General features: G+C 60.2%; 17 protein-coding genes. 8 read left to right on the top strand and 9 right to left on the bottom strand.

Going from position 1 to position 17499, the window contains the following annotated elements; all coding sequences use genetic code 11:
* Window positions 1-57 precede the first annotated feature (57 nt).
* The 4 genes from ACR42C_RS17855 to ACR42C_RS17840 all read left to right on the top strand — a co-directional run bounded on the left by ACR42C_RS17855 (window position 58) and on the right by ACR42C_RS17840 (window position 4995).
* On the top strand, window positions 58-1071 hold the full coding sequence (locus tag ACR42C_RS17855) for a LacI family DNA-binding transcriptional regulator (protein WP_166712207.1): 1014 nt from the start codon (window positions 58-60) through the stop codon (window positions 1069-1071).
* 131 nt (window positions 1072-1202) lie between these two features.
* Window positions 1203-1748, top strand: coding sequence for an electron transport protein HydN (gene hydN, locus ACR42C_RS17850; protein WP_008499565.1), 546 nt, complete (start codon window positions 1203-1205; stop codon window positions 1746-1748).
* 6 nt (window positions 1749-1754) lie between these two features.
* Window positions 1755-3971, top strand: coding sequence for a carbamoyltransferase HypF (gene hypF, locus ACR42C_RS17845; protein WP_479984398.1), 2217 nt, complete (start codon window positions 1755-1757; stop codon window positions 3969-3971).
* Between the two features lies 1 nt (window position 3972).
* Complete coding sequence (locus tag ACR42C_RS17840; protein ID WP_479984397.1) at window positions 3973-4995, top strand: HoxN/HupN/NixA family nickel/cobalt transporter; 1023 nt, start codon at window positions 3973-3975, stop codon at window positions 4993-4995.
* A gap of 112 nt (window positions 4996-5107) precedes the next feature.
* Here the strand turns inward: ACR42C_RS17840 and norW are convergent, their stop codons facing one another.
* Both norW and norV read right to left on the bottom strand, forming a co-directional pair.
* A complete protein-coding gene (gene norW / locus ACR42C_RS17835; protein ID WP_479984396.1) occupies window positions 5108-6241 on the bottom strand; it encodes an NADH:flavorubredoxin reductase NorW in 1134 nt (377 codons plus the stop codon).
* Window positions 6238-7680 (bottom strand): anaerobic nitric oxide reductase flavorubredoxin, encoded by a 1443-nt coding sequence (gene norV, locus ACR42C_RS17830; RefSeq protein ID WP_479984395.1) that lies wholly within the window; start codon window positions 7678-7680, stop codon window positions 6238-6240. The genes norW and norV overlap by 4 nt, the downstream gene beginning before the upstream one ends.
* Before the next feature lie 186 nt (window positions 7681-7866).
* Here norV and norR point away from each other — a divergent pair, with 186 nt between their 5' ends.
* On the top strand, window positions 7867-9381 hold the full coding sequence (gene norR, locus ACR42C_RS17825) for a nitric oxide reductase transcriptional regulator NorR (RefSeq protein ID WP_316380156.1): 1515 nt from the start codon (window positions 7867-7869) through the stop codon (window positions 9379-9381).
* Here the strand turns inward: norR and gutQ are convergent.
* The 7 genes from gutQ to srlA form a co-directional block, all read right to left on the bottom strand.
* Window positions 9378-10343 carry an arabinose-5-phosphate isomerase GutQ gene (gutQ, locus tag ACR42C_RS17820; RefSeq protein WP_116343430.1) on the bottom strand — a complete coding sequence of 322 codons (966 nt, stop codon included), beginning with the start codon at window positions 10341-10343 and terminating at the stop codon, window positions 9378-9380. The genes norR and gutQ overlap by 4 nt on opposite strands.
* Window positions 10336-11109, bottom strand: coding sequence for a glucitol operon DNA-binding transcriptional repressor SrlR (gene srlR / locus ACR42C_RS17815; protein ID WP_032640855.1), 774 nt, complete (start codon window positions 11107-11109; stop codon window positions 10336-10338). Before srlR ends, gutQ begins: the two co-directional genes overlap by 8 nt.
* A gap of 63 nt (window positions 11110-11172) precedes the next feature.
* A complete protein-coding gene (gutM, locus tag ACR42C_RS17810) occupies window positions 11173-11532 on the bottom strand; it encodes a transcriptional regulator GutM (protein WP_479984394.1) in 360 nt (119 codons plus the stop codon).
* Window positions 11533-11618: 86 nt separating this feature from the next.
* Entirely contained in the window at window positions 11619-12398 is a 780-nt protein-coding gene (gene srlD / locus ACR42C_RS17805; RefSeq protein ID WP_116343428.1) for a sorbitol-6-phosphate dehydrogenase, read from the bottom strand.
* 14 nt (window positions 12399-12412) lie between these two features.
* Window positions 12413-12775, bottom strand: a complete 363-nt coding sequence (gene srlB / locus ACR42C_RS17800) for a PTS glucitol/sorbitol transporter subunit IIA (RefSeq protein WP_023308951.1) — start codon at window positions 12773-12775, stop codon at window positions 12413-12415.
* 12 nt (window positions 12776-12787) lie between these two features.
* On the bottom strand, window positions 12788-13747 hold the full coding sequence (srlE, locus tag ACR42C_RS17795) for a PTS glucitol/sorbitol transporter subunit IIB (protein WP_192984377.1): 960 nt from the start codon (window positions 13745-13747) through the stop codon (window positions 12788-12790).
* The gene (gene srlA / locus ACR42C_RS17790) at window positions 13744-14307 is read right to left on the bottom strand and encodes a PTS glucitol/sorbitol transporter subunit IIC (protein ID WP_023333189.1); all 564 of its coding nucleotides are present in this window, start codon (window positions 14305-14307) and stop codon (window positions 13744-13746) included. Before srlA ends, srlE begins: the two co-directional genes overlap by 4 nt.
* A gap of 252 nt (window positions 14308-14559) precedes the next feature.
* Here srlA and mltB point away from each other — a divergent pair, with 252 nt between their 5' ends.
* The 3 genes from mltB (at window position 14560) to ACR42C_RS17775 (ending at window position 17494) form a co-directional block, all read left to right on the top strand.
* Window positions 14560-15660, top strand: coding sequence for a lytic murein transglycosylase B (mltB, locus tag ACR42C_RS17785; RefSeq protein WP_168733281.1), 1101 nt, complete (start codon window positions 14560-14562; stop codon window positions 15658-15660).
* Between the two features lie 323 nt (window positions 15661-15983).
* The gene (locus ACR42C_RS17780; protein ID WP_479984393.1) at window positions 15984-16637 is read left to right on the top strand and encodes a metal ABC transporter ATP-binding protein; all 654 of its coding nucleotides are present in this window, start codon (window positions 15984-15986) and stop codon (window positions 16635-16637) included.
* The gene (locus ACR42C_RS17775; RefSeq protein ID WP_316380159.1) at window positions 16634-17494 is read left to right on the top strand and encodes a metal ABC transporter permease; all 861 of its coding nucleotides are present in this window, start codon (window positions 16634-16636) and stop codon (window positions 17492-17494) included. Before ACR42C_RS17780 ends, ACR42C_RS17775 begins: the two co-directional genes overlap by 4 nt.
* Window positions 17495-17499: the final 5 nt, after the last annotated feature.

Genomic DNA, 17499 nt, shown 5'->3' with positions numbered 1-17499 from the left:
GACAATTTTTCCGCGGTGCAGTACACTGCCCGCATGAGTTTCGGATGGAAGAACAGTATGACCACGATGCTGGAAGTGGCGAAGCGGGCAGGCGTTTCGAAAGCGACGGTTTCCCGGGTGTTGTCGGGCAATGGCTACGTTAGCCAGGAGACCAAAGACCGGGTGTTTCAGGCCATTGAAGAGAGCGGCTATCGCCCGAATTTGCTGGCGCGCAACCTGGCGACCAAACGCACCCAGACCCTGGGGCTGGTGGTGACGAACACCCTTTATCACGGCGTCTACTTTAGCGAACTGCTGTTTCACGCCGCGCGGATGACGGAAGAAAAAGGGCGGCAGCTGATCCTCGCCGACGGCAAGCACAGCGCCGAAGAAGAGCGCGAGGCGATCCAGTATCTGCTGGATATGCGCTGCGATGCGGTGATTATCTATCCGCGTTTTCTGAACGTGGAAGAGCTGGACGAGCTCGTTGAGAAGTGCGAGCAGCCGATTATGGTGCTCAACCGCCGCCTGCGGAAAAACAGCAGCCACAGCGTCTGGTCCGATCATAAAGCCTCGTGTCAGGACGCGGTGTCGCAGCTGATTGCAAAAGGGCACCGGGAGATTGCGTTTATCACCGGCTCGATGGATTCCCCCACCGGGGTCGAGCGTCTTTCCGGTTACAGGGATGCGCTGGTGCAGCACGCTATTCCGCTGCGCGAGGGGCTGATTGCGCAGGGGAAGTGGAACCCCACCAGCGGCGCAGCGGCGGTTTCTGAACTGCTTGCTCGCGGGGAACGCTTTACCGCGCTGGTGGCGAGCAATGACGATATGGCGATCGGCGCCATCAAGCAGCTGCACGACAGCGGCGTCGCCACGCCGGACGCGGTATCCGTCATCGGTTTTGACGACGTGGCCATCGCGCCCTATATCGTGCCATCCCTCTCCAGCGTGCGTATTCCGGTGACGGAGATGATTCAGGAGACCATCAGCCGCCTGATCTTCATGCTCGACGGCGGGGAGTTTAAATATCAGCAAACCTTCTCCGGCGAGCTTGTCCTGCGCGACTCCGTCATTGATGGCCCGTACCGCTGACGTCGACATCTGTCATCGTCACTAATGACGATGACAGAAAATTTGTTTTATATTTCCATTAAAATCAATTAGTTAAATTTTGGCACGGTTTATGAATAGCTTCGCGCATAACAGTTATGCCGGAGAAGCAGATGAACCGTTTTATTATGGCCGATGCCAGTAAGTGCATTGGTTGCCGTACCTGTGAAGTGGCGTGCGTGGTTTCCCATCAGGCGGAGCAGGACTGCGCCTCTCTCACTCCTGATACTTTCCTGCCGCGCATCCACGTCATTAAAGGCGTGAATATTTCCACCGCCGCCATCTGTCGCCAGTGCGAAGACGCACCGTGCGCCAACGTCTGCCCGAACGGGGCGATTAAGCGCGAGAAGGGCTTTGTGCACGTGATGCAGGAGCGCTGTATCGGCTGCAAAACCTGCGTTGTCGCCTGCCCGTATGGCGCGATGGAGGTGGTGGTTCGTCCGGTGGTGCGCAACAGCGGTATGGGGCTGAGCGTGCGGGCAGAGAAGGCCGAAGCCAATAAATGCGACCTTTGCTATCACCGTGAAGCCGGCCCGGCCTGTATGGAAGCCTGCCCGACGCACGCGCTGGTCTGCGTGGATCGCGATAAGCTTGAGCAGATGAGCGCCGAAAAACGCCGTCGCGCGGCGTTCGACACATCGTCATCGCTGCTGTTTTAAGCCGCGATGAGCGTTAACGGCGTACAGCTTCGGGTGCGCGGCAAGGTGCAGGGCGTGGGGTTTCGGCCCTTCGTCTGGCAGCTGGCGCACCGGCTGAAACTTGTGGGCGATGTCTGCAACGACGGAGAGGGTGTTCTGGTGCGCCTCGCGGGTAATGGGGGGGACTTTACCGCGAGGCTGCGCCAGGACTGCCCACCGCTGGCGCGTATCGACGAGGTTGATACGCAGCCCTACAGCTGGTCTGGCGTGCCGACGGAATTTACCATCCGCCAGAGCGAGCGCGGAGCGATGGACACGCAAATCGTGCCGGATGCCGCCACCTGTCCGGCGTGTCTGGCTGAAATGCGCGACCCTGGCGAGCGCCGCTACCGTTACCCGTTTATCAACTGCACCCACTGCGGGCCGCGGTTTACTATTATCCGCGCGATGCCCTATGACCGTCCGGCCACGTCGATGGCCGCATTTCCGCTGTGCGCGCCGTGCGAAACCGAGTACCGCAACCCGGCTGACCGGCGTTTCCACGCCCAGCCGGTGGCCTGCCCGGACTGCGGGCCGCAGCTGGAATGGCGGGCCGGAGATGCCGTTGGTGCCCGTGAATCGGCTTTACGCGCGGCGGTGGCGATGCTGAAAGGCGGCGGCATTGTCGCGGTTAAAGGGCTGGGCGGTTTCCACCTCGTCTGCGACGCGCTGGATCCGCAGGCGATACTGAAACTGCGGATGCGCAAGCAGCGCCCGACGAAGCCGCTGGCGGTGATGATCCCGGATGCGAACGACCTGCCGGAGACGATACAGACGCTGCTACGCTTGCCCGCCGCACCGATTGTGCTCACGCCAAAAGCCTCGCTTCCCGCGTTTCCCGAGGAAATTGCACCGGGGCTCGATTGCATTGGCGTGATGCTGCCCGCGAACCCGCTCCAGCATCTTCTGATGATGGACTGCCGGCGCCCGCTGGTGATGACCTCCGGCAACCTCAGCGGCAGACCGCCTGCCGTCACTAACCAGCAGGCGCTGGAGGAGCTCAGCGGCATCGCGGACGGCTTCCTGCTGCATAACCGCGACATCCTTCAGCGCATGGATGATTCGGTGATGGATCGGGATGGCGCTATCCTGCGTCGCGCGCGCGGCTTTGTGCCGGACGCCGTCACGTTGCCCGCGGGTTTTGAGGATATCCCCGCCATGCTGTGCACCGGTGCAGAGATGAAAAACACCTTCTGCCTGGTGCGCGGGAACCAGGCGGTACTGAGCCAGCACTTTGGCGATCTCAGCGACGAGGGCGTCGAGGCGCAATGGCACAGCGCGCTCTCGACGATGCAGGACATCTATGCCTTTCAGCCGGAGCGCGCGGTGTGCGATGCCCATCCGGCGTACCGCGCCCGACGGTGGGCGCAGGAGCAGGCACTGCCCGTCGAAACCGTGCTGCATCATCACGCCCATGCGGCGGCGTGTCTGGCTGAGAACGGCTGGCCGCTCGACGGCGGAGACGTTATCGCCCTGACGCTGGACGGGATCGGCATGGGTGAAAACGGCGCGCTGTGGGGCGGCGAGTGCCTGCGGGTCAACTATCTCGACTGCGAACGGCTCGGCGGCCTGCCTGCCGTTGCGCTGCCGGGGGGCGATCTGGCGGCGACGCAGCCGTGGCGAAATTTGCTTGCCCACTGTCTGGCGTTTGTCCCGGACTGGCAGCAGTACCCGGAAACGCGGGCAATCCAGCGTCAAAACTGGCCACTGCTGGCAACGGCTGTGTCGCGCGGCATTAACGCGCCGCGGGCGTCTTCCTGCGGTCGTCTGTTTGACGCCGTCGCCTGCGCGCTGGGCATCGACGTGCAGCGCTACGAAGGCGAAGCGGCCTGTCGGCTGGAGGTGCTGGCATCGCAGTGCGCGGGGGTTGATCATCCGGTGACGCTGGAAGTGGATAACCTCGCGCTGTTCTGGCGGCAGTGGCTGAGCTGGCAGGCGGAGCCCCGCGAGCGCGCGTGGGCCTTTCACGACGCGCTGGCAAAAGGACTGGCGCAGCTCGCCGCATGCCATGCCCGACGCCTGTCGCTGTCGACAATCTGCCTCAGCGGCGGCGTGTTGCACAACCGTCTGCTGCGCGCGCGCCTGCGTCACTATCTTTCTGACTTTACGCTTCTTTTTCCTTCGCGCCTGCCCGCAGGTGACGGAGCGATCTCCTTCGGGCAGGCGGTGGTCGCCGCTGCCCGGTCATGTTCAAAAAGGATTTAAAATGTTACGACTGTTACGCAACGAACCTCGCGCCGCGCTTCTGCTGCTGGCTCTGGTAATGGCAAACCTGCTGGCCTGGGGATGGGCATGGCACACCTTCAGCGGCAGCACGGCGCTGATGGCCGCCAGCCTGCTGGCGTGGTGCTACGGGCTGCGTCACGCCGTGGACGCCGACCACATCGCGGCCATTGATACCGTGACGCGTAAGATGATGCAGCAGGGCAAGCGTCCGTCCGGGGTGGGGGCGTGGTTCTCGCTGGGTCACTCCACCATTGTGGTGTTGGCCTCCATCGCCATCGCCGCCACCGCCACGGCGTTTCAGAAAAACATGGCATGGTTCCACGAGACCGGGAGCCTGATTGGCACCGCGGTGTCCGCCACCTTCCTGCTGGCGATGGCGCTGGTGAATATGGTGATCCTTCGCGGGGTCTGGCGCAGTTTTCAGGCGCTGAAAAAAGGCCAGCCGGTGCAGGGAGACATCACGCTGCCTGCCCAGGGCGGCGTCATGAACTGGCTGTTTGGCAAAACCTTCCGCCTGGTGAATAAAAGCTGGCAGATGTACCTGGTCGGTTTCCTGTTTGGCCTTGGCTTTGACACGGCCACCGAGATCGGCGTGCTGGGGATCTCTGCCGCCAGCGCCTCCAGCGGCATGTCGGTATGGTCAATCATGATCTTCCCGGCGCTGTTCGCCAGCGGCATGGCGCTGGTGGATACTCTCGATAACCTGCTGATGGTCGGCGCTTATGGCTGGGCGTTTGATAAACCGCAGCGCAAGCTCTACTACAACATGACCATCACCGGCACCTCCGTGGTGGTGGCGCTGTTTATCGGCGGGCTGGAAGCGCTGGGCCTGCTGATGGACAAATTTGCCCTCAGCGGCGGCGTCTGGGATCTGATCGGCGCGGTAAACGACAACATGGGCAACGCCGGGTTTGTGGTGGTCGGGCTGTTTGTCGCCTGCTGGCTGATCTCCATGGTCAACTACCGCTGGCGCGACTACGACGCGCTGGTGGTGCGTTCCTGAACTACCCAGCCCTGTTTTGCCCGGCGGCGCTACGCTTGCGCGGGCCTACAAGGTTTACCGTTTTGGGGTTGAGTAGGCCGGGTAAGCGGAGCGCCACCCGGCATTGCGAGGGTTAAGCAGGTAGCGATTTCAGCAGCGTGAACGCCTCCTTCATCCGGTCTTCGCTGACGACAAAGGCGCGTATCTGACCCTCGCTGTCCACACCTCGCGCGACCATTCCCTGCGGTTCGAGGGTAATTTGCCAGTTCAGATCCTGACGCTGCGTTTCACCTGCGAGATGCAGCGGTAATTCCGGCGTTTTTACTTTTACCAGCATGGCGGGCAATTTCAGCGGCGCGCTGCCGCCGAGCAGATTTTTCGCCAGATACATTGCGCTTAACTGAATCGGCTGCAAAAAGGGCAGCACCTGACCGTTAATTTCCGCACAGTCGCCCAGGGCATAAATGTCCGGCCGCGTGGTTTGCAGGTAGCTGTCTACCTTCACGCCGCGGTTTATCTCAGCCCCTGCGCGATGCGCCAGCGCGGTTTCCGGGCGCAGCCCCGTCGCGGCAATCACCGCATCCACTTCTACGCTGCGGCTGCGGTCGAGCGTGGCGCGAATACCGCCTTCGGTTTTGCTCAGGCTTTGCAGCTGCGATTTCAGCAGCAGATGGACGCCCATATCGGTCAGACGATGCTGTAAGCGACTGCTTACTTCTGCTGGCATCAGCGCCGACAGAATACTGGCCGCGTGGTCAACCAGGGTGACGGATTTCCCCGCGCGGCAGAAATCCATCGCCAGCTCGGTGCCGATCAGCCCGCCGCCGACAATCATCACCCGTTGCGCATCGCGGAGCAGGGTTTCGCTGGCCTGGTACTCCTGCTGGCTGTTGAGGGTAATCATCAGCTCGCGGCCCTCAACCGGCGGCACAAAGGCAGATGCCCCGGTCGCCAGCACCAGCCTGTAGTACTGCCAGGTTTTCTCTTTTGCTTTCACCACGTGGGCGTCGGCGTCGATGTCGGTGACCCAGGTGTACGGAAACAGACGCAGGTTAAACTGCTCCGCGAACTCCCCCGCCGTCTGGCGGGTGAGGTCTTCGGCGCGCTGATTCTGGCTGATGACGTGGCTTAAATCAGGCTTGTTGTACTCGTCCATGCTGTCAGCGGCAATCACCGTCAGCGGCACGTGAGCGTCCTGCTTGCGGATATTTTTCACCAGCTGGCGGGCGGCAAAGCCCGAGCCGATGATAACGATGCCGTTGCTCATTTTGCCTCCGCTGCCAGTTCGTCAAAGACGTCTTTGCCGAGGGAACATTCCGGGCAGAGGAAGTTGTCCGGCACCTCGCTCCACGGCGTGCACGGAGAGACATCCTGTAGCGGCTCGCCCAGCTCAGGATCGTAAACCCACTGGCAGACGCTGCACTGCATGCGTGGGCCGAGATCGGCGCTGGCGGCCACGTCACAGGTTTGCGGCTGTTCGGCGGGTGTTGCATCGGCATCAGGAAGCGGTGCGAGCGCCCACTGACGGGCAATGTCTCGGCCGTGCTGGCGGCAGATTTCCAGCGCGTCGAGATCAGGACGCCATTTCGCCTTCAGGCTCAGGGACATCTCAAAACCGGCATCCTGTAAACGGGTGGAGAGACGGTCTACCGCGCCGCCGCTCCAGCCGTGTGAACCAAAGGCACTGGCGCGTTTGTTGCGAAAGCGCAGACCGGTCATCTCTTCCACCAGGCCGGCAATTTTCGGCATCATCACGTTATTCATGGTGGAGGTGCCCACCAGCACGCCCTTAGAGCGGAAGACGTTGGTCAATACCTCGTTCTTATCGCTGCGCGCCACGTTGAAGATTTTCACCGCCACGTTCGGGTCCACTTCGTTGATGCCCTGGGCAATGGCGTCCGCCATCATGCGGGTGTTGTTGGACATGGTGTCGTAGAAAATCGTAATGCGGTCTTCCTGATAATCTGCCGCCCATTTCAGGTACAGCTCCACTATCTGGGTTGGGTTTTCACGCCACACCACGCCGTGAGAGGTGGCAATCATCTCCACCGGCAGGTTGAAGCCGAGGATCTCGGTGATTTTCGGCGTCACCAGGCGGCTGAATGGGGTCAGGATGTTGGCGTAGTAACGCTGGCACTGTTCGAACAGCTCGGTTTGGTCCACTTCGTCGTTGAACAGGCGCTCGTCGCAGTAGTGCTGGCCGAAGGCGTCGTTGCTGAACAGCACCGCGTCGCCGGTCATGTAGGTCATCATGCTGTCCGGCCAGTGCAGCATCGGGGTTTCCACAAAGATCAGCTGCTTGCCGTTGCCGATATCCAGCGCGTCGCCGGTTTTCACGGTGTGGAAGTTCCACTCCGGATGGTGATGGTGGCCGTTGATCGAGTCGATGGCGTTGGTGGTGCAGTAGATTGGGGTGTCCGGGATGCAGGACATCAGTTCGGTCAGGGCCCCGGCGTGATCCTCTTCCGCATGGTTGATGATGATGTAGTCGATGGCGTTCAGATCGATTTCGCTGCGCAGGTTCTGCACGAACTCGCGGCTGAACTTGTGATCGACGGTATCGATCAGCACGTTTTTACCTTCGCGAATGAGATAGCTGTTGTAGCTGCTGCCGCGCAGCGTTTTGTATTCCGTCCCGTGGAAATCGCGCACTTCCCAGTCACGTTGACCCACCCAATGAATGTTATTTTTAACCAGAATAGACATAGCAACCTCAGCGTAATACAGCGTTTCAAATAAGATGCTGTACCTATATCAAGGTGCGTGCCAACTATTTAATTGATTGATAATATTGAGTTTATAAATGTATTGTCCGTAAAGGATAGTCATTGTGACTATCAAGAAAGCTGTCAATATGACACTATGTATTGTCAAAATGACTGTGAGGCTGACATGAGCTTTTCTGTAGATGTGCTGGCGAAGATTGCCATTGAACTGCAAACCGGTATCGGCCATCAGGACCGCTTTCAACGGCTGATCTCCACGCTGCGCCAGGTGCTGGCGTGTGACGCCTCGGCGCTGCTGCGCTACGAGGGAAGACAGTTTATTCCGCTGGCTATCGACGGGCTGGCGCAGGACGTGCTCGGACGGCGCTTTACCCTTGAAGGCCATCCGCGGCTGGAGACCATCGCCCGCGCGGGTGACGTGGTGCGTTTCCCGGCGGACAGCGATCTGCCCGACCCGTACGACGGCCTGATCCCCGGACAGGAGAGCCTGAAGGTGCACGCCTGCATCGGCCTGCCGCTGTTTGCCGGGCAAAACCTGATTGGTGCACTGACCCTCGACGGCATGTCGCCGGACCAGTTCGACACCTTCAGTGACGAAGCGCTGCGCCTGATTGCGGCGCTGGCCGCCGGGGCGCTGAATAATGCGCTGTTGATAGAGCAGCTGGAGAGCCAGAATATTCTTCCCGGCAGCCCGGCGGCGTTTGAGCAGGTCACGCACACGGAGATGATCGGCCTTTCGCCCGGCATGGCGCAGCTCAAAAAAGAGATTGAGATTGTCGCCGCGTCCGATCTGAACGTGCTGATCTTCGGGGAGACCGGCACCGGTAAGGAGCTGGTGGCGAAAGCCATTCACGAAGCCTCGCCGCGGGCGGTCAACCCGCTGGTGTACCTCAACTGCGCCGCGCTGCCGGAAAGCGTGGCGGAGAGCGAGCTGTTTGGTCACGTCAAAGGGGCGTTTACCGGGGCGATCAGCAACCGCAGCGGCAAGTTCGAAATGGCCGATAACGGCACGCTCTTCCTGGATGAGATTGGCGAATTATCCTTATCACTTCAGGCCAAACTGCTGCGCGTATTGCAGTACGGCGATATTCAGCGCGTGGGGGATGACCGCAGCCACAGAGTGGACGTGCGCGTGCTGGCAGCGACTAACCGGGATCTGCGTGAAGCGGTGCTGGCGGGCAATTTCCGCGCCGACCTGTTCCACCGCCTGAGCGTGTTCCCGCTGTCCGTGCCCCCGCTACGCGAGCGCGGGGACGACGTGGTGCTGCTGGCGGGCTTTTTCTGCGAGCAGTGCCGCCTCAGGATGGGGCTTTCCCGCGTGGTGCTGAGTCCGGGGGCGAGATCGCATCTGCTGAGCTACGGCTGGCCGGGCAACGTGCGCGAGCTGGAGCATGCGATTCACCGCGCGGTAGTGCTGGCGCGGGCGACGCGCTCGGGGGATGAAGTGGTTATTCATGCGCGCCATTTTGCGCTGCAGGATGAAAATACGCCGTCCGTGAAGCCTGCAACGCCTGAGAGCGTGAACGAGAACCTGCGCGAGGCGACGGAAGCATTTCAGCGTCAGATGATTACCCGCGCGCTGGAGCAGAACAACCGCAGCTGGGCGGCGTGCGCCCGTGCGCTGGAGATGGACGTCGCCAACCTGCACCGGCTGGCGAAGCGTCTCGGGCTGAAGGGTTAGATTATCCCGGCCTGGTAGAAGTCCTGCAGGTTGATGGCGCCGCACAGCCTGCCGTGCTCGTCCACCACCGGTGCGGCGGTGATTTTGCGCTTCATCAGCACCTCTTTGGCTTCAATGGCGCGGCTGTCGGCGTTCAGCGTTAGCCCGCCTTTGGTCATGGCGTCCGACACGTTCGTTTCCAGCCTGCCGCCGCCCACCAGCCAGCGGCGCAGGTCGCCGTCGGTGAACACGCCCTTCACGTTGCCGCTGTCATCGCACACCGCCACCAGCCCCAACCCGGTGCGGCTCAGCTCCAGCATCGCGTCCATCACGCTGGTATCGAGTTTGACCTGCGGAATGGCATCGTCGGTGCGCATCAGGTGGTGAACCTTGTTGAGCAGGCGAGCACCGAGCGCTCCTGCCGGATGCGAACGGGCAAAATCTTCTTCGTTAAAGCCGCGCGCCTGCATCACCGCCATCGCCAGCGCGTCGCCCATCATCAGGGTGTTAACGGTGCTGGAGGTCGGGGCAAGGTGCATCGGACAGGCTTCACGTTCAACGGAAATATCCAGGGTCGCCTTGGCGGCCAGCGCCAGCGGCGAGCGGGGTTTCCCGGTCATCGCCAGCAGGGCGACCGATTTTTCCTGCAGGCGAGGGATGATGAGATCCAGCTCCTTGGCCGAGCCGGAGTAGGAGATAAACAGCATCACGTCGCGGCTTTCAATCATCCCCAGATCGCCGTGCAGCGCCTCTGCCGGATGCACGAAGAACGCCGGGGTGCCGGTGCTGGCGAGCGTCGCGGCAATCTTTTTGCCGATATGGCCGGATTTACCGATGCCCGCCACGATCACTTTGCCTTCGCAGTGGATAATGGTGTTGGCGGCGCGGACGAAATCCTCGCCCAGACGTTCCGGCAGGCGGCTGGCTTCCTGCAGCTCCAGCATTAGCGTCTGGCGGCCCGTTTCTAACAGAAAATCACTCATCTCTCTCTCCGGTTACGATCACGTCGATGCCTTTTTCTTCCAGCGCTTTTTTGAACGCCGGATCGATACCCGCGTCGGTAATCAGCTTATCAACGCTTTCAAGGCTACAGACAATGTTGGGGCTTTTGCGGCCAAACTTCGACGAGTCTGCCATCAAAATCACTTCCCGCGCGGCGTTGCACATCGCTTTGCTGACGCTGAAGACCTCGTTAAACGTCGTGACGCCCGCGTTCAGGTCGATGCCGTCGGTGCCCATAAACAGTTTATCGAAGCTGAAGTGGTCGAAGGCGTTCTCTGCCAGCTGACCGTGAAACGATGCCGATTTTTTGCGGAAGGTACCGCCGGGCATCAGGATGGTCTGCTCACTGTCGAACTCCGACAGGGCGTTAACGATGTGCAGGCTGTTGGTCATCACCGTGATGTTGTTAAAGCGGCTGAGCAGGGGGATCATCTGCAGGACGGTGCTGCCCGCGTCGAGGATGATGGAGTCGCCATCGTGGATAAATTTTACGGCGGCTTCGGCAATCAGCGCTTTCTGGTGGGTATTGATCAGCGTTTTGTGATCGATAGGCGGGTCGGCTTCGTCTTTATTAAGCACCACGCCGCCGTAGGTTCGAATGACGGCGCCAGAGTTTTCGAGCAATACAAGGTCCTTGCGTATCGTCGTGCCGGTGGTGTCAAAGTAGTGGGCGAGGTCCTCTACCGAGCATTTTCCCTGCTTTTGCAGATGCTCGAGAATGGCCGCCTGCCGCTGACGAGGTTTCATAGGCGCTTCGTTCCTTAGGTTGCGAAATGATAATTTCGCAAGTCTATAGCTTTCACAACGAAATTATCCATGTTTCAGATTAAGCGCTAATGATAGTGCATTCTGACAGAGTGGATCATGGGGAAAGATCACATCAGGCCGTAATTCCTGCAGCAAAATGCCGTTGATTGCCTGGATTTTGGCCGGTCGGGCAAAGACCGTCATGCCGCGCATGATCAGGGAATCGCAGACCTTATTGTTTTCATCCAGCGCAACAGCGACGACGACCCGCGGTTTGAAACGTCCACCGGAACGCCCGACGCCGACGCGACCCTTCTGGCACAGCGCATCAAAGGCGCGGTTAAATTGATGGATTTGCCAGCCGCCAAACGCCATCTGGCACAGCCAGGCGAGGGCGGCGACGGTGATTAATGCGGTAACCATATTCGCTCCTTATTTTCACTCACCCCTCACCCTAACCCTCTCCCCTATGGGGAGAGGGCCGGGGTGAGGGGTCTCAAACCGCTCGATCAGAACATCACCTGCCCACCGGTCACGTTAATCGACTGCCCGGTGCAGTACGAGGCTTTCGGGCTGGCGTAAAACAGCAGCATATTCAGCACGTCCTGATAATCGCACCCGCGCTTCAGCGGCACTTTATCGATGTAGTACTGCTCCACTTCCTCAGCTTTGATGCCGAGCTTGGTGGCATACTGCGGCAGCAGGGACTGGAACATCGGCGATTTCAGCAGGTTGCCCAGCATTAGCGAGTGAACGGTGATGCCGTACTCGGCCAAATCCAGCGCCAGAGACTGCGTCAGCCCCACGCCGCCAAACTTCGCCGCGCTGTAGCCGGAGTTGTGCTTGCTGCCCACTTTCCCGGATTTGGAGTTGATCTGAATGATGCGCCCCTGAATGCCGTCGCGGATCATCAGACGGGAAAACTCGCGGGCGCAGAGGAAATAGCCCACCAGATTCACCTGCAGCGAACGGTCAAAATCCCCCAGTTCGAAATCGCTGATAAAGGCCGCTTTCGCAATCCCCGCGCTGTAGACCAGCAGGTCGGTGCGCCCAAAAATCTCGTCCACGCCGCGGGCCAGCGCCATCACGCTCTGCTCGCTGGTGGCGTCGGCACCAAACCCGTATGCCACCCCTTCGCCAAATTCGGTGTTGATGGCGTCCGCCACGCGGGCGGCTTTTTCACTCTGAATGTCCACTACCGCCACGCGGTAACCCTCTGCGGCAAGCCCACGGCAGAGGAACTCGCCTAAGGTTTGTCCTCCACCAATGACAACGGCAACCTGACTCATGTGATTCTCCTTAATTACGCAACAAATTTTAACGTGCAGCCTGGGGTGACAGCCTGCGGAACCGGGCCCGCTACGTGCACCGTGCCGGGATACTCGGCCTGCGGCTGGCCGTCGAAACGCAGGGTGATGTGGCCCAGCTCGCGCAGGTTTTGCTCGGCCACGTCGCCGACGGCGGTCACGGCATAGCGCGCCTCGCCCAGCTCCAGCTGGCTTCCTGCCTTCAGCTCGCCCTTCAGCTCGCCGTGGCAGTGGATAAAGCAAAACTCTTCGATATCCGCAGGCGCGCCTTCGCGGAAGGTGATTAGCATCTGGTCGCTCAGCGCGTCCGCTGCGCTCTGGCCGATGCGGGTAATGGTGGTCTGGTAAATGACGGTCATCGCAGGAACCTCTTATTGATAAATAAAGCCGGAGACAAACCAGGCAATCAGCACCGTCGGCGCGCCCGTCAGGAAGCGGCTGACCAGCACCGACGGTACGCCCACGCGCACGGTGTCCTGGCGCGCTTCGGCCAGCGACAGCCCAACGGGGATAAAGTCGCACGCCGCCTGGGCGTTAATGGCAAACAGAGCGGGCAGGGCGAGGTGCGGAGGGATGTTCCCCAGACCAATCTGTACGCCAATCAGCACGCCGATGACCTGGGCAATCACCGCGCCCGGGCCGAGGAACGGCGACAGCAGCGGGAAGGAGCAGATCAGCGCCAGCGTCACCAGCCCCAGCGGGTGGCTGGCGAGCGGGGCGAGGCCGTGGGCAATCCAGTCGCCCAGGCCGGACGCCATGATGATGCCGATCAGCGCCGAGACGAACGCCATAAACGGCAGGATGGTTTTCAGCACCGTGTCGATGGTGTCGCGCCCGGACTGGAACAGCACCGCCACGGCGGAACCCATGCCCATCCCGACCTTCGCCAGCAGGCCGTCGCTCTGCTCGGTGATTTTCTTGCTGGTGTCGTACTCCCGCGGGGCCGCTTTTTGCGGCGCAGGACTGCCATTCACCACAGTGATGTTGTCCTCCTTTACGCCTGAGACATAAATGTCCTCAAGGATGTACTGTGCCAGCGGGCCGGATTTTCCGGTGGAGTGAATATTCACCGTCGGAATGCGGCGCTTCGGATAGATACCGCAGCGCAGCGTGCCGCCGCAGTCAATCACCGCCACGCCGATGTCCGCTTCCGGCGGTTCGCCTTCCTTGAAGCCGTCGACCGCTTCCCAGCCGGTCAGCTCGCGCAGCCTGTCGACGATTGCCGGGCGCGTCCCTGCGGTGATGTAGACGATCTTTTTGCCTTCGGTAGCGTCGAACTCCAGCGGGCCGCCCCAGCCGCCCGTACCTTTCTCAATGCGGATCCGGTTCATGCTGTGGCTCCTGAAAGATGGACCTTCTGTTCAAGCTGGATGCCCATTTTTTTCTCGAAAATGGCGGTGGTGAGGTCGGTCACCCAGCCGCGGAAGAAGTTGGTCACCAGGCCGACCAGCAGGTAGCTCACCGCCAGCGGTCCAAGCGGAAGGCCAAGGGTGGTGAGACCGCTGGCGATCCCGAGATAGACAAACAGCTCTCCGGGGTTGATGTGCGGGAACAGGCCGTTCATCGAGTGACAGCTGTAGGAGGCGGCGGCGTAGTAGCTCGGCTTGTACTTCTCTGGCATAAAGCGGCCGAGGCTCAAGGTCATTGGGTTGCAGAAAACAAAGGTACCGATAAACGGCAATACCAGGTAACGGGACAGCGGATTACCGGCGCAGCGCTGGGCAAAGCGTTCAATGCGCTGCTGGCCGATAAAGTTGATCAGCGCGTTCATGATCACCAGCAGGCTGATCAGCAGAGGCAGGATCCCGGTCACCATGCCGGTGAACACTTCTCCGCCTTTCTGAAACAGCCCGATGAACCACTCGGCGCCGTGGGTGATGGTCTCTATCATTCTTCTCTCCTGTGGGGCTTTTTTGTTTTGTATTACTGTGGCTAATAATAATCACTTTGAAAGGTTTTAAAGTGTTAGTTAGATCTCACAATGAAAGAAAAATGGATTATTTTGAAAGTTAATTGATGGGGTGAATGATTTTCGGTGGAAAAAAGCGCGGATTTGCGTGGGAGAGGTGCGTACCGCTTCCTTGAGGTGTTGCGGATGCTTTACCATACTGGGTTCTTATCGAACCCGTTAAATGGATGTCTCATGTTCAAGCGTCGTTATGCAGCGCTGTTGCCTGCGCTTATCCTGCTGTCTGCCTGTAGCAGCAAACCTAAGACCGAAGCCGTTCAGCAAACGGCGGGCGCGCCTTCCGGGGGATTCCTGCTGGAGCCGCAGCACAATATGATGCAGATGGGAGGCGACTTCGCGAATAACCCGGCGGCCGAGCAGTTCATCGATAAAATGGTGAGCAAACACGGTTTCGACCGCCAGCAGCTGCATGAAATTTTGTCTCAGGCCAAGCGTCTGGACTACGTGCTGCGCCTGATGGACAGGCAGGCACCGTCCGCCCAGGTGCCGAGCGGGCCAAACGGCGCATGGCTGCGCTACCGCAAACAGTTTATTACCCCGGACAACGTGCAAAACGGCGTGGCGTTCTGGAACCAGTATGAAGATGCGCTCAACCGCGCGTGGCAGGTCTACGGCGTGCCACCGGAAATCATCGTCGGGATTATCGGCGTGGAGACCCGCTGGGGCCGCGTGATGGGCAAAACCCGCATCCTCGATGCGCTGGCGACGCTCTCCTTTAACTACCCGCGCCGCGCCGAATACTTCTCTTCCGAGCTGGAAACCTTCCTGCTGATGGCGCGCAACGAGCAGGACGATCCGCTCGATTTGAAAGGGTCGTTTGCCGGCGCGATGGGCTACGGCCAGTTTATGCCGTCCTCCTACAAGCAGTATGCCGTCGACTTTAACGGAGACGGCCACATTAACCTGTGGGATCCGGTGGATGCCATCGGCAGCGTGGCGAACTACTTCAAAGCGCACGGCTGGACGCCGGGCGGGCAGGTGGCCGTGCAGGCGAACGGCGAGGCGTTTGGTCTGGAAAATGGCTTTAAAACCAAGTACAGCGTAGCGCAGCTAACGGCGGCAGGCTTAACGCCAACCCAGCCGCTGGGCAACGTTGACCAGGTGAGCCTGCTGCGTCTGGATGTGGGTACCGGCTACCAGTACTGGTACGGTATGCCGAACTTCTACACCATCACCCGCTATAACCACAGTACGCACTACGCGATGGCGGTGTGGCAGCTGGGGCTGGCGGTGTCTCAGGCGCGCGTTCCTGCGGCGTCACCGTTTAGTCAGTAAGTCGCTTTATTCCCCCTCTCCCTGTGGGTTGAGGGATCCACACAAAATAATGTTTGCATGGACGACCCCCTCTCCCTTGAGGGAGAGGGCTGGGGTGAGGGCAGCCGCGCGCACCTATTTCCTGCAGAAACATTTCGCCACACTCCCGTTCAAACCCGCCGTTTACATCTCTGCCGTCTTTCATTATTGTTATGTTATAACATTTAATTGGGTGTCGAGATGTCAACCTCCCTTTTTTCTCTTTCTGCGCCGGTTCGGCTTTTGCTGGCGCTGGGACTTACTGTGTTGCTCGGCCTGGCAGTGCGCTGGGCGGTGGCGCTGCCATGATTGTGATGAACGAACTGGTTGCGGGCTATGACCGCCAGCCCGTCACGCGTCCGCTTTCGGGCGTGATTGAACGCGGTAGCATGACCGCCATTATCGGCGCCAACGGCTGCGGCAAATCCACGCTGCTGAAAACGCTCGCCGGATTTATTCCGCCCGTCAGCGGCAGATTTCGCTGGCAGGGTAGACGACCGGTAATCGGCTGGCTGGCACAGCGTCACGCGCTGGAGGCGCAGTTTCCGCTGACCGTGCAGGACGTAGTGAGCATGGGCTGCTGGCCCGGAATTTCGCTTTTTGCCGGTTTTCGTCGTGAAGCGCGCCTGCGCATTAATGGCGCACTTGAGCGCGTGGGGCTGGAGTCAATGGCGTTATCCACTATCGATGAACTCTCCGGCGGCCAGTTTCAGCGCATGCTGTTTGCCCGCGTATTAGTGCAGCAGGCGCCGCTGGTAATGCTGGACGAGCCTTTTACCGGCGTTGATGAAGCAACCTGCAACGTGCTGATGGATCTGATGCTGGAGATGTATATGCAGGGGCAAACCCTGCTCGCGGTGCTGCACGACAGCGAGCTCGTGGCGCGCCACTTCCCGCAGACGCTGCGGCTGGATGCTGACGTTCCCCAGTGGAAAACCGAACGGGTGAGGGTGGCATGATCTGGCATACATTCTTCCAGCCGTTTATTGAGTACGGCTTTATGCGCCGTGCGCTTGTGGTCTGCCTGGCGCTTTCTGTCAGTACCACCGCGCTCGGCGTGTTTCTTCAACTGCGGCGGATGAGCCTGATGGGCGATGCGCTTTCTCACGCCATTTTGCCCGGCGTCGCCGTGGGGTATTTGCTCAGCGGGATGTCGCTATTGGCGATGACCGTCGGCGGGTTTATCGCCGGCATTGCCGTTGCGCTGGTGGCCGGGCTGGTCAGCCGCCGCACGCCGCTAAAAGAAGATGCCAGCTTTGCCGGATTTTACCTGGGTTCACTGGCGCTGGGCGTCACGCTCGTTTCGCTGCGCGGCTCGAATGTCGATCTGCTGCATCTGCTGTTTGGCTCCATCCTCGCCGTGGACAATGACGCTGCGCTGTTTGTGACCGGCGTGTGCATCTTCACCCTTATCATGCTGGCCCTTTTTTACCGCGGGCTGGTGACGGAGGCGTTTGATACCGCCTGGCTGCAGGTGAATGCCCGCTGGCTGCCCGGGCTGTTGCACGGCCTGTTTCTGGCGCTGCTGGTGCTTAACCTGGTGGCCGGTTTTCAGGTGCTTGGCACGCTGATGGCCGTCGGGCTGATGATGCTCCCGGCGGTGGCGGCGCGCTGTTGGGTACGCACCTTACCCGGATTACTCCTGATGGCCGGTATCAGCGGTATTTTCTGCGCGTGGCTGGGGCTAAGCCTCTCCTGGGCGGCAAGTTTGCCCGCAGGGCCGTCCATTGTGCTGACCGCCAGCGCGCTGTTCTTTATTTCCATTTTATTTGGCACGCGAAGCAGGCTTGCTGGCAGCCTGCGGGCGCTTTTTTAACGTAA

Source organism: Enterobacter sp. MG-EB028, from assembly GCF_056673305.1.
Note: the sequence above shows the minus strand (reverse complement) of the source record. Positions and strands in the feature narration are given on the sequence as shown.

What these genes read in the sequence shown, in the direction of transcription:
- ACR42C_RS17855 (WP_166712207.1), top strand. Translation starts at nt 58, where the DNA reads ATGACCACGATGCTGGAAGTGGCGAAGCGGGCAGGCGTTTCGAAAGCG.
- hydN (WP_008499565.1), top strand. Translation starts at nt 1,203, where the DNA reads ATGAACCGTTTTATTATGGCCGATGCCAGTAAGTGCATTGGTTGCCGT.
- hypF (WP_479984398.1), top strand. Translation starts at nt 1,755, where the DNA reads ATGAGCGTTAACGGCGTACAGCTTCGGGTGCGCGGCAAGGTGCAGGGC.
- ACR42C_RS17840 (WP_479984397.1), top strand. Translation starts at nt 3,973, where the DNA reads ATGTTACGACTGTTACGCAACGAACCTCGCGCCGCGCTTCTGCTGCTG.
- norW (WP_479984396.1), bottom strand. Translation starts at nt 6,241, where the DNA reads ATGAGCAACGGCATCGTTATCATCGGCTCGGGCTTTGCCGCCCGCCAG.
- norV (WP_479984395.1), bottom strand. Translation starts at nt 7,680, where the DNA reads ATGTCTATTCTGGTTAAAAATAACATTCATTGGGTGGGTCAACGTGAC.
- norR (WP_316380156.1), top strand. Translation starts at nt 7,867, where the DNA reads ATGAGCTTTTCTGTAGATGTGCTGGCGAAGATTGCCATTGAACTGCAA.
- gutQ (WP_116343430.1), bottom strand. Translation starts at nt 10,343, where the DNA reads ATGAGTGATTTTCTGTTAGAAACGGGCCGCCAGACGCTAATGCTGGAG.
- srlR (WP_032640855.1), bottom strand. Translation starts at nt 11,109, where the DNA reads ATGAAACCTCGTCAGCGGCAGGCGGCCATTCTCGAGCATCTGCAAAAG.
- gutM (WP_479984394.1), bottom strand. Translation starts at nt 11,532, where the DNA reads ATGGTTACCGCATTAATCACCGTCGCCGCCCTCGCCTGGCTGTGCCAG.
- srlD (WP_116343428.1), bottom strand. Translation starts at nt 12,398, where the DNA reads ATGAGTCAGGTTGCCGTTGTCATTGGTGGAGGACAAACCTTAGGCGAG.
- srlB (WP_023308951.1), bottom strand. Translation starts at nt 12,775, where the DNA reads ATGACCGTCATTTACCAGACCACCATTACCCGCATCGGCCAGAGCGCA.
- srlE (WP_192984377.1), bottom strand. Translation starts at nt 13,747, where the DNA reads ATGAACCGGATCCGCATTGAGAAAGGTACGGGCGGCTGGGGCGGCCCG.
- srlA (WP_023333189.1), bottom strand. Translation starts at nt 14,307, where the DNA reads ATGATAGAGACCATCACCCACGGCGCCGAGTGGTTCATCGGGCTGTTT.
- mltB (WP_168733281.1), top strand. Translation starts at nt 14,560, where the DNA reads ATGTTCAAGCGTCGTTATGCAGCGCTGTTGCCTGCGCTTATCCTGCTG.
- ACR42C_RS17780 (WP_479984393.1), top strand. Translation starts at nt 15,984, where the DNA reads ATGATTGTGATGAACGAACTGGTTGCGGGCTATGACCGCCAGCCCGTC.
- ACR42C_RS17775 (WP_316380159.1), top strand. Translation starts at nt 16,634, where the DNA reads ATGATCTGGCATACATTCTTCCAGCCGTTTATTGAGTACGGCTTTATG.